Origin of the sequence: uncultured Shewanella sp. (assembly GCF_947491715.1) — a bacterium.
GTDB lineage: Bacteria > Pseudomonadota > Gammaproteobacteria > Enterobacterales > Shewanellaceae > Shewanella.
The window spans coordinates 48,868-61,015 of record NZ_CANLKR010000026.1 but is presented as its reverse complement, the minus strand read 5'-3'; the positions used below and the strand labels follow the sequence as shown (position 1 = coordinate 61,015).

Sequence of the window (12,148 nt, the reverse complement as noted above, 5' to 3'; positions counted from 1 at the left end):
TATATCCTTATTAATGGCTAATAGAGTGAAGATGAGTGAGTTGAACTACACAATATTTGATTTATATGAGTATAGAAAACATTTTAGCAATGAGCTTCAAGAAATAGGGGCTGATAGGTATTGAGTGCCAAAACGGCAGTAGCTTAATCGTTATACACTTTGTACTAAAATGTGCCTTTTAGTTGGTGGCATGTATTTTTATGGGGAGTTTTGTGTTTTTTTAAGGCTAAGAATACATAGGCTGTTTTGGGTTTTGCAAAATGAATTGAATATTAATGTATTAGTCTTTATTTTCAAATTCATTCACTCGTGTACATTTTTATTCTTATAAGCTTGTTTAACACAAAGGGAAAGGGGTGTCGATTATGAGTCATGTATTTCATCGAAATTTGCGTTCTCAATATCCAACGGCGGTAAAAGGAGATGGCGTTTATCTTATCGATAGTGATGGTAAGTACTATTTGGATGCCTGTGGTGGAGCGGCTGTTTCTTGTCTAGGGCATTCGGATCTTAGTGTCATTACTGCATTGAAATCTCAAGCGGATAAACTTTGTTATGCTCACAGTGGTTTTTTTACGACAGAACCTATGGAGGAATTGGCTGATTTTTTAACAGAAAGAGCACCTGCTGGTCTCGATTATGTGTATTTCGTTTCTGGGGGGTCTGAAGCCGTCGAGGCTGCATTAAAACTTGCTCGTCAGTATTTTATTGAAATGGGTTCTCCTCAACGTCGTCATATTATTGCGCGCCAGCAAAGTTATCATGGTAATACATTGGGTGCTTTAGCCGCGGGTGGAAATGCTTGGCGTAGAGCTTCTTTTTCCCCTTTACTGATTGAGACTCATCACGTGAGTCCTTGTCATGCTTATCGTTTTCAGGAAGAAAGTGAAAATACTGCTCAATACTGTCAACGGTTACTGAATGAATTGGAGCAAAAAATTATTGAGGTAGGTGGTGATCAAGTGATGGCCTTTATTGCTGAACCTATTGTGGGTGCAACAATGGGCGCGGTGCCAGCAGTAGAGCATTATTTTCAAGGTGTGAGAGAGATTTGTGATCGATATGGTATTTTGCTTATTCTGGATGAAGTCATGTGTGGTATGGGTCGAACAGGCGCGTTATTTGCTGCAGAGCATGAGGGCATTACTCCCGATCTATTATGCATTGCAAAAGGACTAGGAGCGGGATATCAACCCATTGGCGCAACACTCGTTAGTGATGCTATTTATCAATCCATCAAGCAAGGAAGTGGTTTTTTTCAACATGGGCACACTTATATTGGTCATGCTATGGCTTGTGCAGGTGCATTAGCAGTGCAAAAAACCATTGAGGAGCGCCATTTATTAACCCAAGTTCGTCAGCGAGGTCACAGTTTACATCAGGTATTGTTGCAAACATTTGCAGAACATCCCTATGTGGGGGATATACGAGGACGGGGTCTTTTTGTTGGGATCGAGCTGGTGGCCAATAAAGAACTAAAATTACCTTTTGATCCTCAATTAAAAGTTCATGCTCGTATCAAACAGGTAGCAATGCAAAATGGGTTAATGTGCTACCCCATGGGAGGAACGGTTGATGGGAGAGTGGGGGACCATATTTTATTAGCCCCGCCTTTTATCATAGAAGAGCAGCATATTGAAGAGATATCACAAGTACTTAAAGACACTTTATTTCAAGTGCTTAAAGAGTAGAGTTTATTCAATGTGTTGAAACCGAGAATAATAAACACTTATAGAATGATATGAGGAATGCAATGAAGTCTCGACTAAGTTTATTTGAGGAAAGCAACCTGAGTGAAGAACAATCGACTATTTTGCAGGAAATTAAAAATGCAAGAGGCGATCTCAATGGGCCATTTCTTGCTTGGCTTCATAGTCCTGAATTAGCGCAGCATAGCCAAAAACTTGGGGCATTTTGTCGATATCATACTCAGCTACCTAACAAGTTGTCAGAGTTAGCTATTTTGGTCACAGCGGCTTGGTGGCAATCCCAATCCGAATGGATTATTCATGCCCCTATTGCACTATCTGAAGGGGTTGATTCGCAAGTCATTGAAGATATTAGAGTGGGGAAAGAGCCTTGTTTTGATGCCGATGAAGAGCGGCTGATTTATCAGTTGGGTCAATCCCTATATCAGACGAGAAGGATTGATAAGGTATTGTATCAAGAAGCATCAGCCCATTTTGGAGAATCCGTATTAGTGGAACTTGTGGGTATTTTTGGTTATTACGCTTATGTCGCAATGACATTAAACAGTTTTGAAATGTTACCTTCAGATTGTACTGAGGTTGATTTACCTTTTCAAACGTCTTGAGCTAGTGGGCTAGGGATGCGCGATTAGGCTTTATGCAAAGGAAGAGCTAAGCGATGTCAGTGGTTAAATGATAAAGTGACATCGCATCAAGCTGGTGTTGACCAGTCATTGCAGAGATACTCACTATAAAACAATCGTTTTTTATTGAAAAGTGCCTTACAAGCGGATGCTAAATCAATTCAGCTGAATAAGCATATATTGTCTATTCTTATATCATTAGACCTTTTAAAGAATGTTCCCTCTTAATGAATAATTACATTAAAATCCCTTATACAAATGCTTCAGATGTTTTAGCGTTATTTGACCCAGATAAAGAAATCATTGCTTTAGCAGAATCTCATCATTCTATTATCGATTTTATCGAACAAATGAGAGAGCGTAAATGGGATATAGAATTGACGATGTTTTTTGCTCATGCATTGCCGTTAAGGGAAGCTATTTGGTGGGGTTACCAATGTCTCTCCTCTCGAGATGATTGGGATCATGATGAACACCATGCTATTTTATCGGCTAAGTTGTGGGTTGAAAATCCAGATGAACATCATCGTCGTCATGCAGAATTAATGATAAAAAAGGTGGGGTTGGAGGCGGCACCAGGTTGGATAGCACAAGCCGTTTTTTGGTCAGGGGGAAGCATCACTCCAAAGGGAGAGCCAAGCACTGAGCCTCCATTGTACCTTTATGCAAAAGCGATAGCAGGAGCCGTTAATTTGTGTGCGATATTGCCTGAGGGTGAACATAAAGAAGAACGTTTTTCTTATTACTATAAAATGGCATTAAATATAGCTAGAGGTGGAAATGGTATTGCTGAAGCGCTTAAGGCATAGATGATACGTTTCAAATAGTGGTTATGTTCTTTAATATAAAAAGCACTGTATTTAAATACAGTGCTTTTGGGTTTTTAGTCAAACTGTGACAATGTTAACCTATTTTATCGTTATGGATAAAAAACTAAACGCATTAAACCTATGTACTAATCACTTTGAGCTTAATTCTAATAGAGTGGAGGACTTAATCGGTTTTCTACCATCCTTAAAGGGGGGTGAAAGTCATAATGTTTAATTTTATTCCTAGTTCTTTTGGGTGTTAGCTGAATTGTTGGTTTATACTCAAATAAGTGTCATTGAATTTGTGGAATTGGGTTGGAAATTAAAAGGGAGTAGTTATGGCGATCTCTTTTCATGTCATTGTCGCACCAGATACTGAAGCTTTAGGTTGTATGAGTTTTCTTTTACCAGAAGAAGGAGGGAGTATCGGTCGAGGGGCGAGCAATAGCTTTATGTTACCCGATGAAACCGAAACCATTTCATCTGTTCATGCTTTAGTTCGGAAAGAAAACAGTGAGTATATCTTGGAGGATATTAGCCAGTCTGGTGTGGTCATTAATGGAGCGGAAAACCCTGTTGGTTATCAAAATGAAGCATTGATCAGAGATGGTGATCTGTTGGATATTGGGGGTTATCGCTTATTAGTTTCTTGCTTTGATCCTCAACTCAGTGAAGCAAAACCTCTAGAAAAGCCCTTAAATGGCAAAGTTGAGGATCCATTTAAACATAAACTTGATGTTAGAGATAGGCCTGTAATCGATCGCTCTGATCTCCAATCTTACAGTGATCCCTTTATGCAACTTGATGATGAGGATAATGTATCAGGTTCAATAGGCAATGAACAGCAGCAAGAGGAGGGGGTAAATGAACCGGCAAATGATGTCGATCATCAAGTGCAAGTCGATCCTTTTATTAAACCTAATAAACATACTGTTTCAAACAAGAGTAAAGAAGATATTTCTCTTAATTTTGATGAGATCAGTCCTGATCCTTTTAAAAGCCAAGTGCAAACATCTGAATTTGTTTTTCAAGAAAATGAGAGGCATCAAGAAGCCCATGTAACACATAGCGATGCGATACAGCTTAATAAGGAAGAGATAGGAGCGTCTTTCATTTCAGAAAATCAGGTTCTCTCGTTCCCACCGTTAACGGAAAACAAAATAGGTTATTTGCAGAGTGCGGGTTACACCTCTTCCCTTCAAGCGATAAATAACGAGCAATTGAAAGTGCAGATTGAACAGGCGTTAGCTCGCTTTATCGATGATCTTTCACCCAACGCATTAGAGCATCTGTTTAATCATTATCAAAGTGGTTTATTTAAAGTAAAGAAGAAAGATATGTGGATGCTTTACAATAATTACTTCAACAGAATGGCTAAATCAGAAGAGTTTAATGCTAAATTTTGGGCTTATTTTTACGATAGCTAATACTTTCTTTTGGCTATGGCTCGTGCCACACATAAAATCGCTACCTACATTCTAATTTTTACTTAAAATATATATAAGCAGCTAAGCATGGGACAACAGGTTTATTTTTGACCCCTAACAGAACTTAAAAAGATGTTAAGTTCTGTTGATAATGCTGTTTGAGCGCTATCGTTATTTAGGTGTGTAAGTGTTAACAGTATCAATTCGTTCGCCAGCATGTTTATCAAGATTAATGTGGCCGCTGTTGGATACGTCAAGAAAATCAAAAGCAGGAAGCGAAGCTTCAGCAACATCACCAGAAGCGACAATGCTATCATCTCGTTTGAGTGCTAGGAAATCAAACTGTTCTCTATCAACACCTTGAGAAGGTGCGGTATTTTGCATGGCAGTGAATATGGTTTCAATTCTGCCGGGATGATCTTTATCCCATTGTTTAAGCATATCCTTAACGGCTGCTCGTTTAAGGTTTTCTTGTGAGCCGCATAAATTACAGGGAATGATGGGGAATTCACTTAATTCGGCATATTCTGCGATGTCTTTTTCACGGCAATATGCTAAGGGGCGGATCACCATATTGGCTTTATCGTCAGACAATAACTTAGGTGGCATGGCTTTCATCTTTCCACCAAAAAACATATTTAAAAACAAGGTTTCAATAATGTCATCTCGATGATGCCCAAGGGCAATCTTTGTGGCGCCAATTTTTTGAGCAAACCCATATAAGGTTCCACGGCGTAAACGTGAGCATAATGAGCAGGTTGTTTTACCTTCTGGTACTTTATCCATGACGATAGAATAAGTGTCTTTTTCTAAAATATGATAAGGCACACCTAATGCATCTAGATAGCGAGGTAATACCTCTTCAGGAAAACCTGGTTGCTTTTGATCTAAATTGACTGCCACAATATTGAATGTAATTGGGGCCCGCTTTTGCAAATTCAGTAGGATGTCTAGCATCGCATAACTGTCTTTTCCGCCAGACAGGCAGCACATAACCGTATCTCCCTCTTCAATCATAGTGTAATCGGCGATAGCATTGCCCACTTCACGACGTAAACGTTTACGCAACTTATTGATTCGAGTGATGTGCTTGGGTGATTTTTCTTCAGACATAAAACATACTTCATTGCGGTCAATTTAAGGCGCATATTATTCCAGTTTCAAGCTTAAGGGTAAAGCTTAATGACTTTTTACTTTTGATTTTTCCTAAAAGCGAATGAGTTTATAGAAAATAAATTATTTTTAATCGATGAGAAAGCCATTATGCTTGTTTAAATCAGTCTCTCAGGTTATTTTTTATCTCTTTTCATGATTAAGGTTTGTGTTTTGGTGTCACAGTCTTGTTTTATTTTACCCCATAGTCGGCCAAATGCGCGTTTGAGACTGTTTTGTTTTCCTTATGCTGGCGGTAGCGCCGCAATCTTTAAGCAGTGGCAATATTTTTTACCGAATGACATTGAATTAGTGTATTTTCAGCCGCCTGGGAGAGCCACACGTATTGATGAGCCACTGTTGGTAAAAATGGAACACTTAATCAGTGAACTGATGAAAAATATTCATTTTCTAACTGAAAAACCTTATGTTTTTTTTGGCCATAGTTTAGGTAGTCGAGTGGGTTTTGAATTGGCTTTACAACTACAAGTACAGGATAAGCCTTTGCCTAAGGCGTTGATAGCCTCGGGCAGCCGAGCGCCCCATGTGTTGAGTCATAAACCCAATATCGCCCACCTTGAACAACCTGAATTTGTGCATGAACTAAAGAAATTAAATGGCACTTCTAGTGCAGTGTTGCAACATGAAGAGCTTATGTCATTCTTATACCCTATGCTTAAGGCCGATTTTTCGATTGCAGAGTCTTATGTCGCTAACGGTGAAGCAATAATGTGTCCAATACATATTTTCAGTGGATGTGATGATGATATTAGCGAACATCAGCTACTTGCTTGGCAAGAATTAACGAGTGCTAAGGCGACATTACAATATCTTCAAGGTGATCATTTCTTTATCGATAAACACCCACAAGCACTATTATCTCATGTAAAACAGATTTTAATGCCTTTACGTTGAAAATCTGTCGAAAATGAAAGGGCCAGAAGAGACCAATATCGCTATTTTGTTTTCATTTTTTGCTCGTCCACCAGCGAAGGATGAAATCAGTGAGTCTTTGAGGGAGTAGGATAGAAGGGCTTTATAGAGGGGGAAAGCCCTTCTCGGCGCGTTATTTAATCATCCGCTAAAGGTGAGCGATAACCATCTGGCTTAATGGCTAATAAATCACAATTTAAGCTATCAATGACATGTTCCGCCGTATTACCAATCAGGGCCGCTGAAAAGCCTGTTCGCCCGACGGTGCCTAATATGACCAACTCGGCATCAATTTGCTTAGCAATATCGGGGATCACATCTTCAGCTAACCCTTCGACAACATGGCAACAATCCGTTGCGATGGCATGATGACTGGCAAGGAAATGAACTCTTTGTTCATGCTGCATACGTAGAGTCTCAGTATAAGCATAACTGTCAAAATCCGGCAATTCTATTGCCAGATTGACCGGTGTGCCTGGATAACCATTGACGAGATGGACTTGAGCATTAAATTGCGCAGCTAGCTGGTTGGCATGTTCAATAATTTTATTATTCAGCGCTTGATGAGCCTCATCTTCAGAGCCGACATTAATTGCGCATAAAATTTTTCCCTGAACAGGCCAATCATGATCTTTTACCAATAATACAGGAATAGGGGCTTTACGCATTAAATGCCAATCGGTAGGAGTGAAAATCACCGATTTAAATTTGTCGTGTTCATGGGTGCCTTTTACGATAAGATCATATTGTCCTTGAATAGCATAAAGAATAATGCTTTCAAAAGGACGATTATGCCAAACCACATTGGTGTTAATTGTGATCCCTTCTTGATGATATTGCGTCAGTATACCTTCTAACCAAGCTTTACGTTGGCTGATCACCCCAGCTCTCATTGCTTCTCTCTCTTGATGAGAGACAATGGAGGTCATTTCATAGGAAAAATCGTAAATAGAGAGAAAAACAGTAATACTGGCTGAATTAGGGGTAGAAAGTTCAAGCGCTCTTGCCAGCGCGACTTGAGTATCCGTGGTTGGATCGATAACGACGAGAAGTTTTTGATATTCCGTCATGATATTTTCCTCCTAAGCTGCGCTGTCATAGCGTGATTAAATCGAGTTTGAATGATATTACTGTAGATAAAGCTAAGCTTGAGATCCATTTTCTGCGTGCTTTATCTTATCTTTTATTGTCTCCAGCAAGTTTATTGAGTGCATCGAAATCTATGATTGAGATATCTTTTCCTTGGACTTGAAGCATATTGGCTTTTTGGAAGCGGCCAAGGAGACGGCTGATCGTCTCAACAGTTAAGCCAAGATAATTACCAATATCACCTCTTGTCATAACTAGACGATAGGCTTTTTGAGAAAAGCCACGTTCGCTAAAACGTCGAGCAAGCTGACTTAAAAAGGTGGCTAAGCGTTCCTCGGCATTTTTCTTACTGAGCAATAAAATCATTTCTTGATCGCTTTGGATCTCATTGCTCATTAATCGCATCACTTGCTGTCTCAGTTTAGGTAGCGTACCCGATAATGTATCTAAGGTCGAATAGGGGATTTCACAGACCATCGCTGTTTCGAGTGCTTGTGAAAAACTTTGATGAATACCTGAATAAATACTATCGAAACCGATGACATCGCCTGCAAGATGAAATCCTGTGATTTGTTCGTCACCTTGTTCTGTTATGGTGTAGCTTTTTAATGTACCTGAACGTAAAGCATATAAAGACCGTAAAGGCTCTCCTGCTTTTATGATCTGTTCGCCCTTTTGAATGGGCTTTTTACGTTCAATAATATTGTCAAGTAAATCGAGTTCTTGATGATTTAAGCTAAAAGGAATACACAATTCAGCCATACTACAATCATGGCAATGTAAGGTCGATGTGGCTTTTCGACAGGCTTGATTATTGGCAGTTTTCATTAACTTACATCCGTAAATTTTATCATTGAACATCATTATTCCATAATACCCTACTTTTTATAAGGATAGTGTGATATTGATCGCTTCAAAAGTAAGCATAATGAAAAATAGGGAAGTATCCTAAAGCTAGCCTAGAGTAACCAAAGGTAGAACCTTCAGTTACTCTAGGGAAATAGACATTGGTAGACGTGCAAAGAATTTGAAAGCAGGACAATTAATGAAGAAACTAATGAAGATATTGTGCCAAAGCGATATATAAGGTCTGTGCACCAAATACCATGAGTATGATCCCACTGAGTCTTCGGACTGATTTTTGTTGAACCCAATAACTGAGTTGTTTTGCCGCCATCCCCATACTCAGTAAAGCCGGCAAGGTACCAAGCCCAAAAGCCAGCATAATAAGCCCGCCTTCAAGGGCTGAATTGGCGGCAACAGACCATGTTAACGTGCTATAGACTAATCCGCAGGGCAGCCAGCCCCAAAGCACTCCAGCAATAATAGCTTGAGGCGGAGTCTGAACAGGAATAAATTTCTGTGCAATGGGTGCTAATCCTCGCCAAATAAATTTTCCGATATATTCCACTTTCATCACGCCAGTCCAAAACTGAGCAATATAAAGCCCAGTGGCTACCATCATCAAGCCTGCAATGGCGCGTAAAAAGAGCAGGTATGCATCAATATTAAAGAGCAATCCAAGGCCACTGGAAAATCCACCAACAACAGCACCTGCAAGGGTATAACTGCCGATCCGCCCCAAGTTATAACTTAATACAAGGCTTAATTGCCTCGCAAAAGGTGAGCTAGATGGTTTGCGATGATTGAGTGAACCGCTTAAGGTGTTATGTTTGGCTTGTTGGCTAGACAGTGCTCCGACAATACCAGCACACATTCCGACACAATGGGCCGCTCCCATGAGTCCGACGATGAAAGCAGCGGCAATACCATACTCATTCATTAAGTCTTTTCTCCCTCGATGTTTTTAAGGGATTGAATGATATCATCGTGCTCTGAGTGTACTTTAGTCGGCTCATCATCAAATAAGATCGATACACTTTGTTTTTCTAGATCGTCAAATTGATCGGAACGTACAGCCCAAAAAAAGACGCATATCGCAATAATAACAAAAATAATCGCAATGGGAATTAACACATAAATAATACTCATACTTTAGCCTTTAATAATCGCAAACTGTTAAACACAACAATCAGGGAGCTGGCTGACATACCAAGAGCTGCCACATAGGGAAGGAGGTGGCCCGATAATGCAAGCGGAATAATGAGGACATTATAACCCAATGCCCAAAGTAAATTTTGTTGAATAATGGTTTTGGTTTTTTTAGCCACCTTGATGGCATCATTAAAACGAGAAAGATGATCGCCTAACAGGATCAAATCAGCACTGCTTTTAGTGATTGCCGCGCCGCTGCCCATTGCAATGGACATATTGGCGCCCGCTAATACCGGCGCATCATTGACTCCATCGCCAAACATGGCGACATGAGCTCCTTGTTGAAACTTGCGCACTAACTTCAATTTTTGCTCAGGCTTTAATCCTTGATGCACATCCGTAATATTTAATTTTTCTGCAAGTACCTTTACCTGTGGGCCATCAGCGCCAGTGGCCATACTGACTTTGCAACCTAGAAGCTTCAATTGTTTGATGGTGTCGATTGCATCAATTCGTAAGGTGTCACTCAGGACAATAGATGCCACCAGCCGATGATTTTTACTCAGCCAGATAGTTTGGCCTGTTTCTAACGTCTTTGACTCTTGTTGAGCACCTACAAATTCAGCACTGCCTAATTTGAAATACTTACCATTGATGGACCCAGAAATACCCAGACCCACTGTGTTTTCACATTGACTCGCGATAATATTCTGTTGCTGAAAAGGTCGAAACGCAGAAGCAATAGGGTGTAATGAATGAGCTTCTAATGCCGCTGCAATGTGTAAAATATCTTCTTTTTCATAAGAGGGGATAGTACTGTCTTCTTGGTTAATCAGTGTTACAGAATCAATAGAAAATGTGCCACAAGTTAAGGTACCCGTTTTATCAAAGACCACATGTTCGATGAGCGGTAGTTTTTCTAGTGCATCACTGTTTCGACTAATGATCCCCATTCGAGTCAATATTGACGTGCTGCAGGTAATGGCAGTTGGCGTCGCTAAAGCTAAGGCACATGGGCAAGTTGCTACTAATACAGAAAGCGTGATCCAAAACGCATCACTGGGCGAATAAAAGGACCAAAAGAGATAACTGAATCCAGCAAGGATTAATACGCCTGCAGTGAAATAATTTGAAAACATATCGGCATATAAAGCGATTTTGGGCTTATTGTTACTGGCGACTTCTTGTAGACGAATAATGTCAGCAACTAATTGTGCTTGGCCAATCGCTGTGACTTCAACGTGTAGAGGGTGATCTATATTAATGGTGCCAGCAAAAACATGACTATCTCTTTTTTTGATGACAGGGAGGGACTCACCCGTTAACATGGACTCATTAATACTACTGCTTCCGCTGGTAACCTTGCCATCTGCTGCGACAACTTCACCCGGTTTTATTAAAATGATATCACCTAATATTAATTTTTTAGCCGGAATTTCTGTCACTATATTATCACTCACCTTATTGGCGGTAAGTGGTGTGAGCTTGTGCAAATTACTGGCATTGACCGAGGCTTTTTGCCGAGCATGTTGCTCAAAATACCGCCCAAGCAATAAGAAAAAGGTGAACATGGAGACAGATTCAAAATAGACTTCGCCGCTGCCATTAATCGTTTCAATGCAACTGGCTACGTAAGCACCACAAATGGCGATGCTAACAGAGACATCCATATTCACGCGACCAATGAGTAGTGCACGAATGGCGCTAAAATAAAAAGGTTGAGCAGAATAAAAGACAACTGGTGCGGCAAATAGCATGCTCACCCAACGAAAATAATCTCTAAACTCATTGTCTAAATCGGTAAAAAAACCAGAATACAAGGCGAGGGCAAACATCATCACTTGCATAGTGGCAAAACCAGCTAGCCCTATGCGCAGTAAAAACTGTCGACTCTCTTTTTGGGTGTTAACTTCTTGTTCATCGATTTGAAATGGATAAGCTTGATAACCAATATACGTGATTTGGTTTAAAATATCGCTTAACTGTAGCAGCTTAGGATCCCAAGATATAAGCGCTCGCTCTGTGGTGGAGTTGACTGAAACACTTTTAATACCAGTAAGTTGTTTGAGTTTATGTTCAATGAGCCAAGTACAGGCGGCGCAAGTGATCCCCTCAATGGTCAAAGAGACTTGTTTCAATTGATTTTGTTGATAAACAAATTCTTCTTGTACTTCTTCTAAATCATACGCACTAAATTGAGCAAGTTCGGTGGGGATCAAACTTTGTTGTGATGTACCAAGCTTTGTTCTAAATTGGTAATAGTTTAACAGACCCGCGTCAACAATGGCTTGGGATACAGCTTGGCAACCAAGACAGCACATGGCTTCATCGTTATGTTGAATACGGGTATATAACGGCTTGCCTGATAATACGGCTTCACCACAGTGAAAACAGCGAGTCTGTGTCGTCAT

Annotated in this window: 11 protein-coding genes; 5 read left to right on the top strand and 6 right to left on the bottom strand. The window is 40.1% G+C overall.

The features are described from left to right. The first annotated feature begins 365 nt into the window (after window positions 1–365). The 4 genes from Q0779_RS16760 (at window position 366) to Q0779_RS16745 (ending at window position 4,568) form a co-directional block, all read left to right on the top strand. Complete coding sequence (locus tag Q0779_RS16760; protein ID WP_298774261.1) at window positions 366–1,691, top strand: aspartate aminotransferase family protein; 1,326 nt, start codon at window positions 366–368, stop codon at window positions 1,689–1,691. Between the two features lie 62 nt (window positions 1,692–1,753). After that, complete coding sequence (locus Q0779_RS16755) at window positions 1,754–2,314, top strand: hypothetical protein (RefSeq protein WP_298774259.1); 561 nt, start codon at window positions 1,754–1,756, stop codon at window positions 2,312–2,314. 245 nt (window positions 2,315–2,559) lie between these two features. Next, window positions 2,560–3,141, top strand: coding sequence for a Twin-arginine translocation pathway signal (locus tag Q0779_RS16750; protein ID WP_298774258.1), 582 nt, complete (start codon window positions 2,560–2,562; stop codon window positions 3,139–3,141). A gap of 338 nt (window positions 3,142–3,479) precedes the next feature. Further along, on the top strand, window positions 3,480–4,568 hold the full coding sequence (locus Q0779_RS16745) for an FHA domain-containing protein (RefSeq protein WP_298774257.1): 1,089 nt from the start codon (window positions 3,480–3,482) through the stop codon (window positions 4,566–4,568). 171 nt (window positions 4,569–4,739) lie between these two features. Here Q0779_RS16745 and ttcA read toward each other — a convergent pair whose 3' ends face one another. Further along, window positions 4,740–5,681 carry a tRNA 2-thiocytidine(32) synthetase TtcA gene (gene ttcA, locus Q0779_RS16740; RefSeq protein WP_298774255.1) on the bottom strand — a complete coding sequence of 314 codons (942 nt, stop codon included), beginning with the start codon at window positions 5,679–5,681 and terminating at the stop codon, window positions 4,740–4,742. Between the two features lie 216 nt (window positions 5,682–5,897). Here ttcA and Q0779_RS16735 point away from each other — a divergent pair, with 216 nt between their 5' ends. After that, window positions 5,898–6,635 carry a thioesterase II family protein gene (locus Q0779_RS16735; protein WP_298774254.1) on the top strand — a complete coding sequence of 246 codons (738 nt, stop codon included), beginning with the start codon at window positions 5,898–5,900 and terminating at the stop codon, window positions 6,633–6,635. Between the two features lie 155 nt (window positions 6,636–6,790). Here Q0779_RS16735 and uspE read toward each other — a convergent pair whose 3' ends face one another. The 5 genes from uspE to Q0779_RS16710 form a co-directional block, all read right to left on the bottom strand. Further along, complete coding sequence (uspE, locus tag Q0779_RS16730; RefSeq protein WP_298774253.1) at window positions 6,791–7,723, bottom strand: universal stress protein UspE; 933 nt, start codon at window positions 7,721–7,723, stop codon at window positions 6,791–6,793. A gap of 106 nt (window positions 7,724–7,829) precedes the next feature. Continuing rightward, window positions 7,830–8,570 (bottom strand): FNR family transcription factor, encoded by a 741-nt coding sequence (locus Q0779_RS16725; RefSeq protein WP_298774252.1) that lies wholly within the window; start codon window positions 8,568–8,570, stop codon window positions 7,830–7,832. Between the two features lie 226 nt (window positions 8,571–8,796). After that, window positions 8,797–9,525, bottom strand: a complete 729-nt coding sequence (locus Q0779_RS16720) for a sulfite exporter TauE/SafE family protein (protein ID WP_298774251.1) — start codon at window positions 9,523–9,525, stop codon at window positions 8,797–8,799. Then, a complete protein-coding gene (gene ccoS, locus Q0779_RS16715) occupies window positions 9,525–9,734 on the bottom strand; it encodes a cbb3-type cytochrome oxidase assembly protein CcoS (protein WP_298774250.1) in 210 nt (69 codons plus the stop codon). Before ccoS ends, Q0779_RS16720 begins: the two co-directional genes overlap by 1 nt. Next, window positions 9,731–12,148, bottom strand: a complete 2,418-nt coding sequence (locus Q0779_RS16710) for a heavy metal translocating P-type ATPase (RefSeq protein ID WP_298774247.1) — start codon at window positions 12,146–12,148, stop codon at window positions 9,731–9,733. Before Q0779_RS16710 ends, ccoS begins: the two co-directional genes overlap by 4 nt.

Bases quoted from the DNA above. Each gene is read 5' to 3' on its own strand.
- Q0779_RS16760 (WP_298774261.1), top strand. From the start codon at position 366: ATGAGTCATGTATTTCATCGAAATTTGCGTTCTCAATATCCAACGGCG.
- Q0779_RS16755 (WP_298774259.1), top strand. From the start codon at position 1,754: ATGAAGTCTCGACTAAGTTTATTTGAGGAAAGCAACCTGAGTGAAGAA.
- Q0779_RS16750 (WP_298774258.1), top strand. From the start codon at position 2,560: ATGAATAATTACATTAAAATCCCTTATACAAATGCTTCAGATGTTTTA.
- Q0779_RS16745 (WP_298774257.1), top strand. From the start codon at position 3,480: ATGGCGATCTCTTTTCATGTCATTGTCGCACCAGATACTGAAGCTTTA.
- ttcA (WP_298774255.1), bottom strand. From the start codon at position 5,681: ATGTCTGAAGAAAAATCACCCAAGCACATCACTCGAATCAATAAGTTG.
- uspE (WP_298774253.1), bottom strand. From the start codon at position 7,723: ATGACGGAATATCAAAAACTTCTCGTCGTTATCGATCCAACCACGGAT.
- Q0779_RS16725 (WP_298774252.1), bottom strand. From the start codon at position 8,570: ATGAAAACTGCCAATAATCAAGCCTGTCGAAAAGCCACATCGACCTTA.
- Q0779_RS16720 (WP_298774251.1), bottom strand. From the start codon at position 9,525: ATGAATGAGTATGGTATTGCCGCTGCTTTCATCGTCGGACTCATGGGA.
- ccoS (WP_298774250.1), bottom strand. From the start codon at position 9,734: ATGAGTATTATTTATGTGTTAATTCCCATTGCGATTATTTTTGTTATT.
- Q0779_RS16710 (WP_298774247.1), bottom strand. From the start codon at position 12,148: ATGACGACACAGACTCGCTGTTTTCACTGTGGTGAAGCCGTATTATCA.